At 73.5% G+C, this 18235-nt stretch carries 14 protein-coding genes; 9 read left to right on the forward strand and 5 right to left on the reverse strand.

What is annotated here, in order from left to right; genetic code table 11:
• Nucleotides 1-26 precede the first annotated feature (26 nt).
• Nucleotides 27-1070, forward strand: a complete 1044-nt coding sequence (locus GVV75_RS01740; protein ID WP_159813242.1) for a GNAT family N-acetyltransferase — start codon at nt 27-29, stop codon at nt 1068-1070.
• Between the two features lie 15 nt (nt 1071-1085).
• On the opposite strand, the gene GVV75_RS01745 is transcribed toward GVV75_RS01740, so the two are convergent.
• Together GVV75_RS01745 and GVV75_RS01750 are read right to left on the reverse strand one after the other, a co-directional pair.
• Nucleotides 1086-2708 (reverse strand): amidohydrolase, encoded by a 1623-nt coding sequence (locus GVV75_RS01745; RefSeq protein ID WP_159813244.1) that lies wholly within the window; start codon nt 2706-2708, stop codon nt 1086-1088.
• 29 nt (nt 2709-2737) lie between these two features.
• Nucleotides 2738-5257, reverse strand: a complete 2520-nt coding sequence (locus tag GVV75_RS01750) for a DNA gyrase/topoisomerase IV subunit A (protein ID WP_159813246.1) — start codon at nt 5255-5257, stop codon at nt 2738-2740.
• 70 nt (nt 5258-5327) lie between these two features.
• Between GVV75_RS01750 and GVV75_RS01755 the strand changes: the two genes are divergently transcribed.
• A complete protein-coding gene (locus GVV75_RS01755) occupies nt 5328-6632 on the forward strand; it encodes an alkaline phosphatase family protein (RefSeq protein ID WP_159813247.1) in 1305 nt (434 codons plus the stop codon).
• Nucleotides 6633-6660: 28 nt separating this feature from the next.
• Here GVV75_RS01755 and sepH read toward each other — a convergent pair whose 3' ends face one another.
• Nucleotides 6661-7866, reverse strand: a complete 1206-nt coding sequence (sepH, locus tag GVV75_RS01760; RefSeq protein ID WP_159813248.1) for a septation protein SepH — start codon at nt 7864-7866, stop codon at nt 6661-6663.
• Nucleotides 7867-8134: 268 nt separating this feature from the next.
• On the opposite strand from sepH, the gene GVV75_RS01765 reads away from it, so the two are divergent.
• The 4 genes from GVV75_RS01765 (at nt 8135) to GVV75_RS01780 (ending at nt 10329) form a co-directional block, all read left to right on the forward strand.
• Complete coding sequence (locus tag GVV75_RS01765; RefSeq protein WP_159523104.1) at nt 8135-8443, forward strand: DUF4193 domain-containing protein; 309 nt, start codon at nt 8135-8137, stop codon at nt 8441-8443.
• 61 nt (nt 8444-8504) lie between these two features.
• The gene (locus GVV75_RS01770) at nt 8505-9242 is read left to right on the forward strand and encodes a DUF3710 domain-containing protein (RefSeq protein WP_159523102.1); all 738 of its coding nucleotides are present in this window, start codon (nt 8505-8507) and stop codon (nt 9240-9242) included.
• A complete protein-coding gene (locus tag GVV75_RS01775) occupies nt 9239-9625 on the forward strand; it encodes an OB-fold nucleic acid binding domain-containing protein (RefSeq protein ID WP_159523100.1) in 387 nt (128 codons plus the stop codon). Before GVV75_RS01770 ends, GVV75_RS01775 begins: the two co-directional genes overlap by 4 nt.
• Nucleotides 9622-10329 (forward strand): DUF3159 domain-containing protein, encoded by a 708-nt coding sequence (locus GVV75_RS01780; protein ID WP_159716725.1) that lies wholly within the window; start codon nt 9622-9624, stop codon nt 10327-10329. The genes GVV75_RS01775 and GVV75_RS01780 overlap by 4 nt, the downstream gene beginning before the upstream one ends.
• 35 nt (nt 10330-10364) lie before the next feature.
• Here GVV75_RS01780 and GVV75_RS01785 read toward each other — a convergent pair whose 3' ends face one another.
• Both GVV75_RS01785 and GVV75_RS01790 read right to left on the reverse strand, forming a co-directional pair.
• Nucleotides 10365-11030 carry a potassium channel family protein gene (locus tag GVV75_RS01785; RefSeq protein ID WP_159813249.1) on the reverse strand — a complete coding sequence of 222 codons (666 nt, stop codon included), beginning with the start codon at nt 11028-11030 and terminating at the stop codon, nt 10365-10367.
• 3 nt (nt 11031-11033) lie between these two features.
• Entirely contained in the window at nt 11034-11699 is a 666-nt protein-coding gene (locus tag GVV75_RS01790; protein ID WP_159523094.1) for a potassium channel family protein, read from the reverse strand.
• A 58-nt stretch (nt 11700-11757) separates the two neighbouring features.
• Between GVV75_RS01790 and GVV75_RS01795 the strand changes: the two genes are divergently transcribed.
• The 3 genes from GVV75_RS01795 (at nt 11758) to acnA (ending at nt 18190) form a co-directional block, all read left to right on the forward strand.
• Nucleotides 11758-13854 (forward strand): APC family permease, encoded by a 2097-nt coding sequence (locus GVV75_RS01795; RefSeq protein WP_159523092.1) that lies wholly within the window; start codon nt 11758-11760, stop codon nt 13852-13854.
• A complete protein-coding gene (locus tag GVV75_RS01800; RefSeq protein WP_159813250.1) occupies nt 13851-15278 on the forward strand; it encodes a class I SAM-dependent RNA methyltransferase in 1428 nt (475 codons plus the stop codon). The genes GVV75_RS01795 and GVV75_RS01800 overlap by 4 nt, the downstream gene beginning before the upstream one ends.
• Before the next feature lie 227 nt (nt 15279-15505).
• Nucleotides 15506-18190, forward strand: a complete 2685-nt coding sequence (gene acnA / locus GVV75_RS01805) for an aconitate hydratase AcnA (protein ID WP_159523088.1) — start codon at nt 15506-15508, stop codon at nt 18188-18190.
• Nucleotides 18191-18235: the final 45 nt, after the last annotated feature.

Consider the following 18235-nt stretch of genomic DNA (forward strand, 5'->3'; position numbering starts at 1 on the left):
TCGGATCAGGCAGCAGGGAGGCGGTAATGGCATATTACGGACGGCCCAAGGCCACCGCGGCCGCGGCGTGGTCGATGATGCGCCCGGGCGCGCGCTCCGCCCTGCCCTGCTCCCTGTCCTGGAGGCCCCTGGGTCCCGCCGACAACGCCGAGCTGGCCGCGCTCGTCGCCCGGGCCGAGGATGTCGATGATCCCCCCTACCGCACCACCGAGCAGGAGACCGCCGAGTACTTCCTCGACCCCACGTACTCCGGCGTCGCCGGGAGGGACTCCGATGGCGTCATGCGCGCCTTCGGGCTCGCCCGGGTGCGCCCGGCCGCGGAGATCTTCGCCTCCATCCTCGGCGTCGTCGACCCGCGCTGGCGGGGCCGGGGCATCGGCGGGGCGATCCTGCACTGGCAGTCCGAGCGCGCCCGCCACCTCATCGGCGCCGAGCGCGCGGGGAGGCAGGGCGATGGCTCCCTCATCCCCGCCCACATCATCACCACGGTGCTCGAGGACGATGAGCGGATGAAGACGCATCTGGAGAACCTCGGATACTCGCCCCAGCGCTGGTACCGGGAGGTGCGCCGCTCGCTGAGCGAGCCGATCCCCACGGCCCCCGTGGACCGCTTCCTCAGCATCGAGCCGTGGTCCAAGGACCTGGACGAGGCGATCCTGCGGGCCCACAACCGGGCGGCAGACGACGCCGGCGCGGAGCCGATGAGCCCCGAGCGGTGGGCCGCGGGCCGGGCCTTCTTCGCCCCCGAGTGGTCCTTCGTGGCCTTGGACCGCTCCAGCGACCGCGCCCGGATCGCCGGGTACCTCCTGTCCAGCCGGTACGAGCAGGACTGGGAGGCGCTGGGCTGGAAGGAGGGCTACACCGACATGCTCGGCTCGCTCGCCGAGTACGCCGATCGCGGCCTCGGAGCGGCCCTGCTGGCCGCGGCCATGCGCGCCTACGCGGCCGATGGCATGGAGTACGCCGCCGCCGGCGTCGACTCCGCGAGCCCGACGGGCGCCGGCAGCCTCTACGAGCGGCTCGGCTACCAGCCCACGCGCGGCACGATCCTCTACGGCCTGGATGTGTGATCCCGGCAGTGATGCTCAGCGGTGGGCGGTCAGGGCGCCGGCGACCAGCGTGGCCAGTGGGCGCACCGCCCGCAGTTCCTCCGGGCCGAGCCTGAGGGGATTATCCGGCAGCAGGACGAGGTCGCCCCGCGACCCCACGCCAACGGGCCCGGCGCCGTCGACACTGGCCGCCAGGGCCTCCTCGGCGCTCAGGCGCTGCTCGGGGGACCACACCGAGCCGTCCGGAGCGCGTCGGCCGACGGCGGCGCTCATCGCCAGCCACGGATCGAGCGGCGCCACCGGGGCATCCGAGCCCAGGGCGAGCATGGCTCCGGCCGCGGCCATGTCCGCGAAGGCGTATGAGCGCGACTCCAGCCCCGGCCACACCCGCCCCACGGCGGCCCAGTCGTCGATGAGGTGCGCCGGTTGGACGCTCAGCTCGACGCCGAGCCGCACGAGCACCGTCAGCGCGCCCTCCGGCCCGGCGGCATCGGCCGGCAGCAGTTGCGCGTGCTCCACGCGTCCCCGCGCGCCCGTGCGGGCGAAGGCCCGGGCGACGTCGATGAGCGCGGCGTCCCCGATGGCGTGGACGGCCGCCGTCATCCCATGCTCGTGGGCCCGGCCCAGCAGGCCGGTGAGTTCGTCGAGCCCCACGCTCATCACCCCGTGGGGGTGGGCTAGGCCCAGATCGGCGGGGTAGGGGCTGCGCAGGCGGGCCGTGCCCGTGCCCATGGAGCCATCCGAGATGATCTTGAGAGGCCCCTGCGTCAGCAGCGCCGAGCCGTCGCCGCCCACGGGGGAGCCCGGCAGGGGGTCGCCGGTGCGCAGATGGGCGTCGATCCGCTCCTCCAGGCCCTCGCGGTAGGTCGACACCCGGATGCGCGGTAGGCCCGGCAGGGGGCCGGTCGCGCTCATGCGATCCAGGCGCGCGGCCCAGGCGGGGGCGTCCTGCCCCCAGGTCATGTCGGTGACGCCGGTGATGCCGCGGGCGGCCATGTCCTCCAAGACCCCGCGGTAGCCCGACTCGACGAGCTCGCGCGAGCCGGGGATGTCGTCGAGGCGGTTCAGGGCGGCGAACCACTCGCCCTCCATCAACGGCGCGCCGGGGTCGGCGCTGGTCGCGGGAGGCAGGCCGAGCAGCGTGAGCGCCGCCGAGTTCACCCACCCGGAATGGGCGTCGCCCGAGACGAGGACGGTGGGGATCGGGCCGGTGACGGCGTCGAGTTCGGCCACGCTGGGCACGCGCGGCCAGTTGGACAGGCGGTGCCCGAATCCCTGGATGAGCGCGGGACCATCCGCCGCGCCCGAGCGCAGAGCCCGGGCCTGCGCCGCGACGATCGCCAGGGCCTCCTCGGCCCGCGTGGCGCGGCCCAACTCGAGGCGCGCCACGCGGGCGGCCTCCAGGTCCAGGTGGGCATGGGCGTCCCACAGCCCGGGGATGAGCCAAGCGCCCCCCGCGTCAAGGACCTCCTCGCCGTCGTGGCGCGCCAGGGCCGGCCCCATCTCGACGACGGCGCCCGCCTCGATCCTCAGATCCGTGGGGCCGCCCGGGGCCGGGGGCTCGTTCAGCCCAGCGCGCGCGGCGGCGCGCAGGCGCCCCAGTTCTCTGCGGCCGCGGAAGCGGACAGGGCGCGCGCCACGGATGAGAAGACCGCTCATGGCAGGACTGTACGCGCCCCGGGCGGCGATCAGCCGATGGCGGTGATGGGCGAGATGGTCGGGATTCCGGAGGCGTCGCGGCGCTCGTCGGGGCCCGGCAGGGTGATGCTCTGGCCCCCCGAGCCGACGGCGCGCGCCGGGCCCACGCCCACCCATGCCAGGACCAGCTCGTGCTCGCCGCGCAGGAACCTCTGAGCGCGCACGCCCCCGGTGGCCCGGCCCTTGGCCGGGTAACGGTCCAGGGGCGTCACCTTGACGCTGCCGCCCGTTCCGGGCAGGGCGCCCGCGCTGGCGGCCACGGTCACCACCACCGCCTCGGCCAGCAGATCGGCGCTCACCGCCGACGCCGCGACCACGCGGGCGCCGTCGTGCAGGCTGATCCCCGCCATGCCCCCGGCCGCGCGGCCCTGCGGGCGCACCTTCGAGGCCTCGAAGCGCAGCAGTTGGGCGTCCGAGGCCACGAGGGTGAGCACATCGGTGTCGGCGGCGGTGCCCGCGAAGACCACGGAATCGCCCTCGCCCAGGGAGATGACGTCCCAGGAATCGCCCCTGGCGGGCTCATCGCCCACCTTGACGCGCTTGATGACGCCGGCGGCCGTGGCCAGGACGATCGGGTTCGCGCCCGCGTCGCCCACCGGCACGAGCCCCACCACGCGCTCCTCGGGCTCGATCTCCACTAGGAGCCGCGCCGGGGTGCCCCCCGCCAGGGAGGGCGCCCCCTCCAGGCGCGGGACCTCGGGGGCGGAGACCACGTCAAGGCGCACGAGGCGGCCGGTGTCGGTTACCGCGCCCACGCGGCCGCGCGCCGTCGTCGCCACCTGGGAGACCAGGGCATCATGGGGCTGTCTCGCGCCCGAGCGGGGCACCGGCTCGGCCCCCGCCGCACGCGCCACGAGGCCCGTGGCGGACAGCAGGATCCGGCACGGGTCGTCCGGGATCGTTAAGGGCACGTCCTTGACACCTGCCATGACGCCCGCCATGAGGCCCACCGTGGCCGGCCCCGCCGACCCATCCGAGCCGCCCGCGCCGTTGGCGGAGCGCGGGCCGGCGGCGCCGGGGGCCTCCAGCAGCACGGTGCGGCGCGGCGTGGCGAAGTCCTCGCAGACAGCGGCCAACTCGCGGGAGACCACCCGGCGCAGGAGGACGTCATCGGCGAGGATCGCCTCCAGGGCCTCGATCTCCCGGGCCAGCTCGTCACGCTCCTTCTCCAACTCGATGACGGAGAACTTGGTCAGGCGCCGCAGCTGCAACTCCAGGATGTAGGAGGCCTGCGCCTCGGACAGGTCAAAGACTTGCTGCAAGCGCTCCCGCGCCGTGGCCGCGTCCTCCGAGGAGCGGATGAGCGCGATGACCTCATCGATGTCGAGGATGGCGATGAGCAGGCCGTCCACCAGGTGCGCGCGCTCGCGCCGCTTGCCCAGGCGGAAGCGGGTGCGCCGCTCCACCACCCTGAGGCGGTGGCCCACGAAGACCTCGAGGAGCTCGCGCAGGCCCAGGGTGCGGGGCTGGCCGTCCACGAGGCACACGTTATTGATGCCGAAGGAGTCCTCCAGCGGCGTGTGCCGGTAGAGCTGGGCCAGGACCGCCTCGGGGTTGTAGCCGTTCTTGACCCCGATGACCAGGCGGGTCCCGTTCTTCCTGTCGGTCAGATCGGCGACGTCGGTAATGCCCTGGAGCTTCTTGGAGGCGACTCTGTCCTTGATGGCCGCGATGATCTTCTCCGGACCCACCAAGTAGGGGAGCTCGGTGACGACGATGCCCTTCTTGCGGGCCGTCACGTTCTCGACGCGGGCGGTGGCGCGGGTGAGGAACTTGCCGCGGCCCGTGCGGTAGGCCTCCCGGATGCCGTCCAGGCCGACGATCATGCCGCCCGCGGGAAGATCCGGGCCCGGCACGAAGGCCATGAGGTCCTCCAGCGTGGCATCCGGGTGCTCGATGAGGTGGCGGGCGGCGCTGACGACCTCGCCCAGGTTGTGTGGCGGCATATTCGTCGCCATGCCCACGGCGATCCCCGAGGCGCCGTTGACCAGCAGGTTCGGGAAGGCCGCGGGCAGTACCCCCGGCTCGGTGAGCGTGTAGTCGTAATTCGGGGCGAAGTCGACGGTGTCCTCGTCGATGTCCGCCGTCAGCGCCAGGGCGGGGGCGGCCAGGCGGGCCTCGGTGTAGCGGGGGGCGGCGGGGCCGTCGTCGAGGGAGCCGAAGTTGCCGTGCCCGTCGATAAGCGGCAGGCGCATGGTAAAGGGCTGGGCCAGGCGCACGAGCGCCTCGTAGATCGCCACGTCCCCGTGGGGGTGCAACTTGCCCATGACATCGCCGACGACGCGCGAGGACTTCACATGCGGGCGGTCCGGCCGCAGTCCCATGCGGTCCATCTGGAACAGGATGCGGCGCTGGACGGGCTTGAGGCCGTCACGGGCGTCGGGCAGGGCCCGGGAGTATATGACGGAGTAGGCGTACTCCAGGAAGCTTGAGCGCATCTCGCTAGAGAGATCCTGCTCGACGATCGCGCCGTCGGTCGGAGGGGGCGTGCGGGTGGCGGACTTCGGCATGGGGGCATTGTCCTGTTCGGGCGGCCCCCGCCCGGGCAGCGACACCCGTGCCCGGTGGCACAATGACCGCATGACGACGCCGAACAACCCGGGGGATCGGCCCACGGCCGCCCCTGTCCCGCACCTGCGCGAGGTCCTGGGCGCCGCCGCCCTCGCCTCCGGGCTCTCCCTGGCCGATGGCCCCGACGGCGCTCTCACGCGCGCCCAGGCTGAGGACGCCGCCGTGCGCTGGGGGCTGATGCCGGTGGGTGGGGCCGCATCGGCCCCACCGACCGTCATCGTGCTCGTGGACGGGCTCGGCTTGGACCAGTTGCGCGAGCGGCGGGGCCACGCCCCGGTCCTGCGGGGCCTGCTGGCCGACTCCGAGGCCGCCGCCCGCGCGGGCCAGGGGCCGGGCCCCGACGCCGTCACCTGCCGGCCCTCGACGACGGCGGCCGCCCTCACCGCGCTCGGCACGGGCGCCCTGCCCGGCACGACCGGCATGGTCGGCTACTCGGTGCGCAACCCCCTGCTGCCACCGGCCTCCGCCGAGGGCGCCCCCGCCGGCTCCGATCTGCTCAGCCTCATCTCCTGGGAGGGGCGCTGCCCGGACCCGCGCGCCTGGCAGGACGTGCCCACGATCTTCGAGCGCCTTCGTCCTGCCGATCGCCCCGCCGCGGACCGGCCCCTGGCCGTGACGATCGGCCCCGCCCGCTTCGCCGGCTCGGGCCTGACCGAGGCGGGACTGCGCGGCGCACCGCATATCGGGGCCGACGCCATGGAATCGCGCGCCGGCCACGCCGCCGAGGCGCTGAGGCGGGGCGTCCCTCTCGTCTACCTGTACGTGGGCGAACTCGACCACGCCGGGCACGCCCACGGCTGGCGCTCGCAGAAGTGGCTGGCCCAGTTGGAGCGACTGGACGCCCTCATGGCCGAGCTCGTCCGCCGCGTCCCGGGCGGCACGCGGATCATGCTCACCGCCGACCACGGCATGGTCGACACCGACGACGAGCACCGCCTCCTCGTCACCGACTCGCCCCGCCTCATGCGGGACGTCGCCTGCGTGGCGGGGGAGCCGCGATTCACCCACCTCTACGTCGGCGGCCGCGACGACGCCGAGCGCTCCGAGCGAGCAGCGGCGGTTGCCGAGCGCTGGCGGGCGGAACTGGGGGAGAGGGCGCTGTGGGTCGGCACCCGCGACGAGGCCGGAGAGCATCTCGGCCCGCTCAGCGAGAGGGCGCGCGGCGTCACCGGTGACGTGCTCGTGGCGGCCGCCGGCGCCTGGGTGGTGCTCGACCCGCGCGTCCACGCCGACGCCGTCCTGGGGATGCCCGGCGTCCACGGCTCCTTCACCGGCGCCGAAACGCGCATCCCCCTGCTCATCACGAGCGCCTGACGCCGGGAGCCGCCGCCCGCGCGCCCGCCTACTCGGGCTTGGCGCCGAAGACGATCTCGTCCCAGGAGGGCACGGAGCGGCGCGCCCGCCGCTTGGGCTTGGCGGAGGCCTGCGGCATCTCGGGCAGCGCCTCCTGATGGACGCCGCTGATGCGGGCCACCGCGGCGACCTCCGTGGTGGGGTCGGAGACGTCCGCGGGCTCGACGGCCTTGCCGCGCCGGGAGCGGGAGCCCTTCTCACCGGGCCCCTTCGAGCCCTCAGCGGCGTCGGAGCCGCGCTCCTGGCTCTCTCCCGCGCCGCCCCTGCGCTTGCCGGCAGGGTGGTTGGAGGAGCCCTTGGCGCGGCGGCGGCGACCCTCCATGGACAGCACCTGGGCCTCGCCCTGGGACGGGTCCTGGGCGGCGGGGTCCCAGGCGGCGTCGGCGCCGGCCGGGTCGTCGTCGGGGACGCCGACCTCCACGCGCCGCCCGCGGCTGGAGGCCAGGTCCGCCAGGAGCGCGTCGGTGGGGTCCAGCGCGGGGGCGGCCCCGTCCCGAGCGCCCTCCAGGGGCCTGTCCACGACAGGCAGCCCCGTGGGGACCGTGCGACTGGTGCGCGATGTGGAGAGGAGCGCGCCCGGTGCCGGGGCGTCATCCTGGTCGAAGACGTCGGGGCGCCGCGCTGAGGGCGAGGCCGCCTCGGTGAGCCAGCGGGCCTCGTCATCGAGGGCGGTCACGGTGCGAGCGGAGAGGTCGAGGAGCCAGCGCGCCTGCTTCTCCTGGGCGCCCTGGACGAAGGTGAGGCAGATGCGCCAGGGGTCGCGCCCTTCGCGCATCGCATCCCACTCCAGGCTGGCGGGCGTGACGGCACGGGTGGCCAGGCGGTCGACGACGAGGTCGCCCAGGACGGGGGAGTCCTTCCCCCAGCCGATGCGGCAGGCCTGAGCCTGCTGGACGGCCCACCGGCGCTCGGCGATGACCGGGCCCTCGTACTTGCGCACGTGCTCCAGGCTCATGCCGGTGGCGGCGGACACCTCCTCCGCCGAGGCCCCGGCCCGCATGAGGGACTGGAGGTCCTTGGGGCGCACGGGGGAGTCCGTCGGCGCGGCGTCCGCGGGTTGCGCCAGGGCGGCGATTCGGTCACGGCGCACCGCGGCGCGCAGGGCATCGTCGATCACAACGCTGTAGCGCTCGCCGTCGGCATCCGTTAGAACGACCGTGTCGCCGTTCGCGCCCAGGAGCTCGAGCTCGATCATGGCAATGCGCCTCCTCAAGGATCTCTCGTTCCAGGGCACAGCCTGCCATCACAGGGCGGCCAAGCCGGGGAGACCCGCCGGTGAGCCGCTCCCGGACCGGGCAGGACGCCCCGTCTCACGGGGGCTTGCGCTGATCCTCAGCGGTGCTATGGTGCGCGTGCCCTGCTCTGAACGGGACCGCCTCTGCGTGGAGGCGAGCCTGCCCGGTAGTGCCCCTGCTGCCGGACCCCGCGTGACGAGCCGTCGACGAGAGAGAGTGACGTGGCCCATGGCGACTGACTACGACGCCCCGCGTAAGCACGATGACGAGCCCGAAGCCGATTCCATCGAGGAACTGACCGCCGCCCGGCAGAAGGATCAGTCCTCCGAGGCGATCGAGGAGGATGAGAACGAGGTCGCCGAGGGCTTCGAGCTTCCAGGCGCCGATCTGTCCCGCGAGGAGCTGAGCGTCCACGTGGTGCCCCAGCTCGAGGACGAGTTCACCTGCTCGGAGTGCTTCCTCGTCCACCACCGAAGCCAGCTCGCCCACATCGACGACGCCACCGGCCTGCCGGTGTGCACCGACTGCGCCGGCTGACCGCCGCCCCACCGTCGGCTGACCACGGCCGAGGATCCCCCAATCACCTAAGGAGCCCCCTATGGCACTGTTCTCCCGCCGCAAGAGCGAGCGCGGCAATGATGACGCCCTTGCCGGGGGCTCGGCCGGCTCCCCCGAGGACGGCGAGGAGGCCTTCGACGACGAGTCCTCGGAGGCCGCCGCCCGCCCGGCCGACGGCCCCTGGGACTCCGGGGAGGTCGCCGAGGACGACGATGACACCCGCATCGACCTCGGGTCCCTGAGGGTCCCCGCCATCGACGGCATGCAGTTGCGCATGGAGTCCCCCGGCCCCGGCGGCGGCATCCAGGCCGTCTCTCTCGCCCTGGGCGGCTCCACGCTGGAACTGCGCGCCTTCGCCGCCCCCCGCACCTCTGGGATCTGGGACGAGCTGCGCGCCGACATCCTCGACGAGCTCGGCCGCGCCCAGGCCCGCACCGAGGAGATCGACGGCGAGAACGGCGTCGAGATCATCGCCGAGGTCCCCGTGCGCAACGCCGAGGGCGCCACCGGCACCGTGCCGGTCCGCTTCCTCGGCGTCGACGGCCCCCGCTGGTTCCTGCGAGGTGTGCTCCAGGGCCCAGCCGCCGTCGACGACGCCGCCGCCCGCGAACTGCGCGACGTCTTCCGCGGCGTCGTCGTCGTGCGCGACGGCGCGGCCCGGCCCCCGCGCGAGATCCTCCCCCTCCACGTCCCGGGCGCCGCGGCGGCTCCCCAGGTCGAGGACCTGCCCGGCCTGGACCCGCTCGCCCCGGGCCCCACCATCGCCGAGGTCCGATGAGGCCGGCCTCGGGCCTGCTCGCCCGCCTGCGCTCCCTGGGCCGCAGCCGGGAGGACCTCGACGCCGACGACGAGGCCCGCGCCGCGGGGGAGCGCCTGGCCGAGCTCGGCGCCGTGGAGATCGCCAGCATCGTCCCCCGCCACCGCGTGCGCGTCACCGGCGCGCTGCGCGCCGTCACCTACCGCCCCTCCGAGGCCCGACCCGTGCTCGTCGGCCAGCTGTTCGACGGGACCGGCAGCGTGGACCTGGTGTGGATGGGGCGGCGCCGCATCGTGGGCATCGAGCCCGGCGCGCGCCTGTCCGTGGAGGGCATGGTCGTCGCCGGCCGCGCGAGGCCCACGATCTTCAACCCCGCCTACGAACTGCTGAGCGCCCGACGATGAGCCACGAGCGCGCATCGGAGCAGGGGGCCGGCCCCCGGGAGGAGGGCCAGGCGAGGCCCGCGGGCGGGCTGGGCGCCATCGGCGCCCAGGCCTTCGACGTCTCGACCGCCGTGGGCGGCTGGCGCGGCATCATCGAATCCGTCGCCCCCACGCTCGTCTTCGTCACCATCGTCGCGCTGCGCCCCTCCGCCCTCATCCCAGCGCTCGTGGCCTCCCTGGCCATCAGCGCCGTCGGCCTCGTGGCGCGCCTGGCCGCCCGCCAGGGCCTCACCCAGGTCATCGGCGGGGCGGCCCTGGCCGCCATCTCGGCCGCCTGGGCCTGGCGCACGGGCAAGGCCGAGGACTTCTACATCACGGGCCTGCTCATCAACGCCGGGTGGTTCGCGGTCACCGCTGGCTCCCTGGCGCTGCGCTGGCCCCTCGTGGGAGTCCTGATGGGCCTGTGGCGCGCCACCACCGACGGCCAGGACGGCGCGGGCTGGGCCGCCTGGCGCAAGGACCCCGCGCTGCGGGCCGATCGGCGCCGCTACACCTGGGGCACCGCCGTGCTGGCGGGAATGTTCGCCCTGCGACTGGTCATCGAACTGCCCCTGTACCTGGCGGGCGCCGTCGGGCCGCTCGGGGCGGCCAGGATCATCCTGGGGCTGCCGCTGTACGCGCTGACCCTGTGGCTCGTCTGGCTCCTGGTGCGGCCCCGGGACTAGTCGGGGCGCGCCGAACCGGGGCGCGCGATGAGGGGTCAGGCGTTGAAGATCTCCGGGATCTCCCCCAGCGCGGCCTCGCCCTCCTTGGCGGTCAGGAAGATGAGTTCGTCCCCGCGCTCGAAGCGCTCATCCTCGTCGGGGGTGATCGGCCGGTACTCGCGCAGGATCGCGGTGAGCACCGTGTGAGGGGGCAGGACCACGGAGGACACGAACTCGCCGATCATGGGGGAGTCGTCCGGCAGGGTCAGCTCGTGCATCAAGGCCCCGGACTGGTGGAAGGTGAACAGGGCGACCAGGGAGCCTACGCTCACGGCCTCCTCCACCAGCGCCGTCATGATCCGCGGCGTTGAGACGGCCACGTCCACGCCCCAGGTCTCGTCGAAGAGCCACTCGTTCTTCGGGTTGTTGACGCGCGCCACCGTGCGGGGGACCCCGTACTCGGTCTTGCACAGCAGGGAGATGACCAGGTTCGCCTTGTCATCGCCCGTGCAGGCCACGACGACGTCGCACTCCCCGGCCCCCGCGTCGTCCAGGGCCTCGACGTCGCAGGCGTCGGCGAGCTGCCAGTCGGCGTCGGGGACGGTTGACAGTCGCATGGCCTCCGCCGAGCGGTCCACGAGCGTGACCTCGTGGCCGTGGCTGATGAGCTCGCGGGCGATGGAGCGCCCCACGCTGCCGGCTCCGGCGATGAGGATCTTCATGGCTCAGGCCTCCAGGACGGGCGGGCGGGATAGGACGCGCTGCGCGGCGGTGATGCGTTCGGTGGCAACCGCCAGGTGAAGGCGGTCATGCTCTTGCAGCAGGGTGGTGGGCTCGGGCACGAGCGCCCCCGAGCCGCGCGAGATCCAGGCGACGCGCCCGCCCACGCGGTCCTCGATCGTCGCCACGGGCACGCCCACCCAGCCCGAGGACGCATCGGGCTGGACGAGGCTGACCGCGCCGGAGGGGTCCTCAGCCTCCCGTGCTGAGCCCCCGGGCAGGATCCAGCGCATCATCTGGTCCGCCGTGCGGCGCACGGTGGCGACCGTGGGAATGCCCAGCCGCTCGTAGACATCGGCGCGGTTGGCGTCATAGATTCTGGCGACCACGTGCTCCACGCCGAAGGTCTCGCGGGCCACGCGAGCCGAGACGATATTGGAGTTGTCCCCGTTGGACACGGCGGCGAAAGCGTAGGCCTCGTCGATCCCCGCCTGCTCAAGGGCGTCCCGATCGAAACCCACGCCCTTGACCTTGCGGCCGTTGAAATCCTTGGGGAGGCGCCGGAAGGCCTCGGAGTTCCTGTCGATGACGGCCACTGAATGGCCCATGCGGTCCAGCTGAGCGGCCATGGTGGCGCCAACCCGGCCGCAGCCCATGATGACGAAGTGCACGACTGAACCGTACCCTCAATCTTGGCCGAGGCCGAGCGGGGGCATAGCATTCGGGGTCGTGCGTGACTTCGCCGACCGCGTCAAGCGGCTCCTCGTCGGCCGCCCCGTTCCCAGTGGGGCGCTCGGCGAGACCCTCCTGCCCAAGCGGATCGCCCTGCCGGTCTTCGCCTCGGACGCCCTGTCATCCGTCGGATACGCCCCGGACGAGGTGATCGTGACCCTCGCCGTGGCGGGCGTGGCCGCCACCGCCCTGTCGCCCTGGGTGGCGGTGGCCGTCGTCGGCGTGCTGCTCATCGTGGTGGCCTCCTACCGCCAGACCGTCCACGCCTACCCCTCCGGCGGCGGCGACTACGAGGTCGTCTCCACCAACCTTGGCTCCCACGCCGGCCTCGCCGTGGCCTCCGCGCTGCTGGTCGACTACGTCCTGACGGTCGCCGTGTCGATCTCCTCGGGATCGTCCTACCTGGTGACCGCCGTGCCCGCGGCCGCCCCCTACAAGGTGGAGATCGCCGTCGGCGTGTCCACCATCCTGGCGCTGCTCAACCTGCGCGGCACGCGCGAGGCGGGCGGCGCCCTCGCCATCCCCACCTACATCTACATGATCGCCATCGGCGCCCTGGCCGTCACCGGCTTCGTCCAGGAGGCCATGGGGACGTTGGGCAGGGCGGAGTCCTCTGCCTTCGACGTCGCCGCCGGGCCCGGATGGGACGCCGGGCTGACGGGCCTGGCGGGCGCCTTCCTTGTCCTGAGGGCCTTCTCCTCCGGCTGCGCGGTCCTCACCGGTGTGGAGGCGATCTCCAACGGCGTTCCCATCTTCCAGCGGCCCAAGTCGAAGAACGCGGCGACGACGCTGCTCATGCTCGGCGGCATCGCCGCGGCGATGCTCATGTCCATCATCCACCTGGCCGGGGCCACCGGCGTCCATATGGTGGAGAACCCCGCCACCCAGCTCACCTCCCACGGACTGCCCGTGGGGGAGGGCTACCACCAGGACCCGGTCATCGGCCAGCTCGCCGCCACCGTGTTCGCCGGCTTCAGTCCCATGTTCTACCTGGTGACGGCGGTGACGGGCCTCATCCTGGTGCTCGCCGCCAACACCGCCTTCAACGGCTTCCCGGTGCTCGCGAGCGTCTTGGCCGCCGATGGCTTCCTGCCGCGCCAGCTCACCCAGCGCGGCGACCGCCTGGCCTACTCCAATGGGATCCTCGCCCTGTGGCTCGGGGCGATCGCCTTCATCGTCGGCTTCGAGGCCGACACCAACCGCCTCATCCAACTCTACATCGTGGGCGTGTTCATCTCCTTCACCCTGTCCCAGATCGGCATGGTGCGCCATTGGACCCGCGAGCTGGCCACCGCCACCGGGCCCCGGCAGCGCTCCCGGATGAGGCGCTCCCGGATCGTCAACAGCATCGGCCTGGCGGCGACCGGGCTCGTGCTCATCGTCGTCCTCATCACCAAGCTCACCCGCGGCGCGTGGATCACGCTGACGATCATGGCGATCATCTTCCTGGTCATGAACCGGATCCACCGCCACTACGACAGGGTCCACGAGGAGCTGGCCATCACCGACCTGCATGACTCCCGGGTCCTCCCCGCCCACATCCACGCCATCGTGCTGGCCTCCAGCCTGCACAAGCCCACCCTGCGGGCGCTGACTTACGCGCTGTCCACGAACCCGACCTCGATCGAGGCGCTCACCGTGGATATCGGCGACCACCGGGCCGACCGGCTCCTGGACGACTGGGACGAGGCGGATCTCCAGGTCCCCCTGACCGTCCTCGACTCGCCCTACCGCGACATCACCCGCTCGGTCATCGCCTACGTGCGCTCGGTGCGCCGGGAGTCCCCGCGCGACCTCGTCGTCGTCTTCATCCCCGAGTACCTGGTGCGGCACTGGTGGGAGCAGGTGCTGCACAACCAGATGGCGCTGCGCATCAAGACGGCGCTCCTGTTCACCCCCGGGGTGGTGGTGGCCTCGGTGCCGTGGCAGCTGGGGGCCCCGGGGATGCGGCAGGCCCGCCAGGAGCGGCGCCTGGCCTCAGCGGCCGGCATCGTCGACGCCGATGAGGCGGTGCGCCGAGGCTCGCGGGCCCGCCGTCGTGGCGCCGGGTCGCCCGTCGGCGCCTCCGCCCCCGGCACTGGGAGGAGGCCATGAGCGGGCGGGGGCGCGGCCCGGCCCGCCAGGAGAAGGCCCGGGGCGGCGCCCATGAGCCGGAGGAGATGATCCTCGTCGTCGGGCCCCCCGCCCACGGCGGGCATTGCGTGGCCCGGCCCCAGGGGGAGCCGGAAGGCCGCGTGGTCTTCGTGCGGCACGCGCTGCCCGGGGAGACCGTGCGGGCGCGCATCACCGCCAGGACCTCCAAGATGTGGCGCGCTGACGCCGTCGAGGCGCTCACCGCCTCGCCGGACCGGGTGGAGCCGGTGTGGCCCGAGGCCGGCCCCGGCGGGGTCGGCGGGGGAGAGCTGTCCCATGTGGCCCTGCCTGCCCAGCGCACCTGGAAACGATGGGTCCTGGCCGACTGCCTGCGCCGCATCGGTGGGCCGGAGGTCGCCGAGGCCGTCCTGGCCCTGCCCTCCTCGACGCCCCCCGGCGGCGTGCCCGTCGAGCCCATGCCCTGTGAGACGGCCGCCGAGACCGCCGAGGACCCCCGGGTCCGCGCCCTGGCGGGGACCGGCACCCGCACCCGCGTCGAGCTCGCCATCGGCGACGACGGCGCCCCCGGCATGCACGCCTTCCGCTCGGCGACGATCCTGCCCGTGCGCGACCTCCCACTGGCGGTCCCCGCCATCCGGGATCTGGGCCTGACCACACGCGGGTCCTGGCGCCGGCGCCTGGCTAGGGCGCGGCGCGTCCAGGCCGTCGCCCCCAGCACGGGCGCTCCCGTCGTCATCGTCGACGGCACCGTCCTGTCGGCCAGCGGGCGCCCCCTGAGCAGGCAGCGGGTGGACGAGTCCGTCGACGCCTCGGGCCTCGGCCTGGGGGAGCTGCGCTACACGGTGCGCGCCGACGCCTTCTGGCAGGTCCACCGGGACGCCCCCCGGGCCCTCGTGGAGGCCGTGACCCGCGCCGCCCTGGGCGATGAGGCGGGAGGGGCGGGCGCCTCCGGCGCCGGTCGGCCGGGAGGGCCCCGCGTCCTGGAGCTCTACTCCGGCTCGGGCCTGCTCACCCTCCCGCTGGCCCTGCTGGGCGGCGAGGTCATCTCCCTGGAGGGCTCTGAGCGCGCGGTGCGCGACGCCGATCGCAATCTGCGCCCGGCTCCCCGGGCCCGCCTGATGGCGGGCCGGGTGACGGGAGCCTCGGTCACCGAGCTTGGGCGATCCTTCAGCCCCGGCGGGGATGGGCGCGCCGACGTCGTCGTCCTCGACCCTCCCCGCCAGGGCGCGGGCAGGGACGTTATCGAGGCGATCGTGGGGGCGGGCCCCGCTCGGGTCGTGCTGGTGGCCTGTGACCCCGCGGCCCTGGCCAGGGACGTGGGCTCGCTCCTGCGCGGCGGCTACCGCCTGGAGGGCCTGCGGGCCCTCGACATGTTCCCCCACACCCACCACTTCGAGACGATCGCGGTGCTCCAGCGCCCCTGAGCCCGGCGCCGGCCCTCGCGGGCCGGCCTGGTGCCGGTTAGGTGCGGAGCGGCTCGCGATATTCGGCGCTCACCCCCCTTGCTCCGAGGGCGGGAGCACGGCGCTGGATCGGCATGTTGACGGGCGATGACACGCCGTCGGATAGCGTGGGAGCCACATCGGGCGGGCCCGCGCCGGACGACCCGGGCCGCGCCGCCCCCGGTGATCCTCGACCAACAGGAGCGACGTTGACCAGCATCGACACCTTCGGATCCCGCGCCACCCTCGACGTCGACGGCGCCGCCTACGAGTACTACCGCCTCAGCGCCGTCCCGGGCCTGGAGCGCCTGCCCTACTCCCTCAAGGTGCTGGCGGAGAACCTGCTGCGCACCGAGGACGGCGCCAACGTCACCGCCGAGCACGTGCGGGCCCTGGCCTCATGGGATCCCACCGCCGAGCCGGACACGGAGATCCAGTTCACCCCGGCGCGCGTCGTCATGCAGGACTTCACCGGCGTTCCCTGCATCGTGGACCTGGCCACCATGCGCGAGGCCGTCGCCGAGCTCGGGGGGGACCCGGCCGTCATCAACCCGCTCGCCCCCGCGGAGATGGTCATCGACCACTCGGTGCAGATCGACTCCTTCGGCCTGCCGAGCTCGCTGGAGCGCAACAAGGAGCGCGAGTACGAGCGCAACGCCGAGCGCTACCAGTTCCTGCGCTGGGGCCAGGGGGCCCTCGACAACTTCCGTGTCGTGCCCCCGGGCACGGGCATCGTCCACCAGGTCAACATCGAGTTCCTCGCACGCACCGTCTTTACCCGCGCCGAGGAGCGCGACGGCGCCCGGGTGACCGTGGCCTACCCGGACACCTGCGTGGGCACGGACTCCCACACCACCATGGTCAACGGCCTGGGCGTGCTCGGCTGGGGCGTGGGGGGCATCGAGGCCGAGGCCGCCATGCTCGGCCAGCCCGTGTCCATGCTCATCCCGCGCGTCGTCGGCTTCAGGCTCACCGGTCAGATCCCCGCCGCGGCCACCGCCACGGACGTGGTCCTCACCATCACCCAGATGCTGCGCGAGCACGGCGTGGTCGGCAAGATCGTGGAGTTCTACGGCGAGGGCGTGGGCGCGGTGCCGCTGGCCAACCGCGCCACCATCGGCAACATGAGCCCGGAGTTCGGCTCCACCGCCGCCATGTTCCCCATCGACGGCGTCACCCTGGACTACCTGCGCCTGACCGGCCGCCCCGAGGAGTCCATCGCCCTGGTGGAGGCCTACGCCAAGGCCCAGGGCATGTGGCACGACCCCTCCCGCGAGCCCGTGTACTCCGAGTACCTGGAGCTCGACCTGGCCACCGTCGTCCCCTCGATCGCCGGTCCCAAGCGCCCCCAGGACCGCATCGAGCTCTCCCGCGCCAAGGAGGCCTTCCGCGAGGCCCTGCCCGCCTACGCGCCCGAGGGCCACAAGCCCACCGAGGCGGCCCTGGCCGACGGCACCACCGCCGAGCTCGACCACGGGCGCGTCGTCATCGCCTCCATCACCTCGTGCACCAACACCTCCAACCCCTCGGTCATGGTGGCCGCAGGCCTGCTGGCGCGCAACGCGGTGGCGCGCGGGCTGCGCTCCAAGCCCTGGGTGAAGACCTCCACCGCGCCTGGGAGCCAGGTCGTCACGGACTACTACGCCAAGGCCGGGCTGTGGCCGGCGCTGGACGCGCTGGGCTTCAACGTGGTGGGCTACGGCTGCGCCACCTGCATCGGCAACTCCGGCCCCCTGCCCGAGGAGGTCTCGGCCGCGGTGAACGAGGCCGACCTGGCGGTCGTCTCGGTGCTGTCGGGCAACCGCAACTTCGAGGGCCGCATCAACCCCGACGTGAAGATGAACTACCTGGCCTCCCCGCCGCTGGTCATCGCCTACGCCCTGGCCGGGACGATGGACTTCGACTTCGCCACCGAGCCGCTGGGCCAGGATCCCCAGGGCGAGGACGTCTTCCTCGCCGACATCTGGCCGGACCCGGCTGAGGTGCAGGCCACCATCGATGCCACCATCGACCGCCAGATGTACGAGCGCGACTACGCCGACGTCTTCGCGGGCGACGAGCGCTGGCGGGGCCTGGACACCCCCGGGGGCCAGACCTTCGCCTGGGACCCAGGCTCCACCTATGTGCGCAAGGCCCCCTTCTTCGAGGGGCTGACCATGGAGCTGACCCCGGTGGCGGATATCGAGGGAGCCCGGGTGCTCGCCCTGCTGGGCGACTCGGTGACCACGGACCACATCTCCCCGGCCGGGGCCATCAAGGCCGACTCCCCGGCGGGCCGTTACCTGTCCGAGCACGGCGTGGCCAGGGCTGACTTCAACTCCTACGGCTCGCGCCGCGGCAACCACGAGGTGATGATCCGCGGCACCTTCGCCAACATCCGCCTGCGCAACCAGCTCCTCGACGGCGTCGAGGGCGGGTACACCCGCAACTTCCTCACCGGCCAGACCGAGTCGATCTTCGACGCCTCCCAGGCCTACCAGGCCGCCGGCGTGCCGCTGGTGGTGCTGGGCGGCAAGGAGTACGGCTCGGGCTCCTCGCGCGACTGGGCGGCCAAGGGCACGGCGCTGCTGGGCGTCAAGGCCGTCATCGCCGAGTCCTTCGAGCGCATCCACCGCTCCAACCTCATCGGCATGGGCGTGGTGCCCCTTCAGTTCCCCGCGGGGCAGTCGGCCGCCTCGTTGGGGCTGGATGGCGCGGAGTCCTTCTCGATCACGGGCCTGACCGCCCTCAACGACGGCGTGACGCCGCGGACCGTGGAGGTGCGCGCCGAGCGGGCCGACGGGAGAGCGACGACCTTCGAGGCTCTCGTGCGCATCGACACCCCCGGCGAGGCCGACTACTTCCGCAACGGCGGCATCCTCCAGTACGTCCTGCGCTCGCTCGCCCGCGGCTGACAGGCCCTGATCCCGCCCGGGGCGTCCGCGCGGCGCGGCGGCATC

Origin of the sequence: Actinomyces sp. zg328 (assembly GCF_009829635.1) — a bacterium.
Taxonomy (GTDB): Bacteria; Actinomycetota; Actinomycetes; order Actinomycetales; family Actinomycetaceae; genus Actinomyces; species Actinomyces marmotae.

Excerpts from the sequence above, each read along its gene's own strand:
- GVV75_RS01740 (WP_159813242.1), top strand. The coding sequence starts at position 27 with ATGGCATATTACGGACGGCCCAAGGCCACCGCGGCCGCGGCGTGGTCG.
- GVV75_RS01745 (WP_159813244.1), bottom strand. The coding sequence starts at position 2,708 with ATGAGCGGTCTTCTCATCCGTGGCGCGCGCCCTGTCCGCTTCCGCGGC.
- GVV75_RS01750 (WP_159813246.1), bottom strand. The coding sequence starts at position 5,257 with ATGCCGAAGTCCGCCACCCGCACGCCCCCTCCGACCGACGGCGCGATC.
- GVV75_RS01755 (WP_159813247.1), top strand. The coding sequence starts at position 5,328 with ATGACGACGCCGAACAACCCGGGGGATCGGCCCACGGCCGCCCCTGTC.
- sepH (WP_159813248.1), bottom strand. The coding sequence starts at position 7,866 with ATGATCGAGCTCGAGCTCCTGGGCGCGAACGGCGACACGGTCGTTCTA.
- GVV75_RS01765 (WP_159523104.1), top strand. The coding sequence starts at position 8,135 with ATGGCGACTGACTACGACGCCCCGCGTAAGCACGATGACGAGCCCGAA.
- GVV75_RS01770 (WP_159523102.1), top strand. The coding sequence starts at position 8,505 with ATGGCACTGTTCTCCCGCCGCAAGAGCGAGCGCGGCAATGATGACGCC.
- GVV75_RS01775 (WP_159523100.1), top strand. The coding sequence starts at position 9,239 with ATGAGGCCGGCCTCGGGCCTGCTCGCCCGCCTGCGCTCCCTGGGCCGC.
- GVV75_RS01780 (WP_159716725.1), top strand. The coding sequence starts at position 9,622 with ATGAGCCACGAGCGCGCATCGGAGCAGGGGGCCGGCCCCCGGGAGGAG.
- GVV75_RS01785 (WP_159813249.1), bottom strand. The coding sequence starts at position 11,030 with ATGAAGATCCTCATCGCCGGAGCCGGCAGCGTGGGGCGCTCCATCGCC.
- GVV75_RS01800 (WP_159813250.1), top strand. The coding sequence starts at position 13,851 with ATGAGCGGGCGGGGGCGCGGCCCGGCCCGCCAGGAGAAGGCCCGGGGC.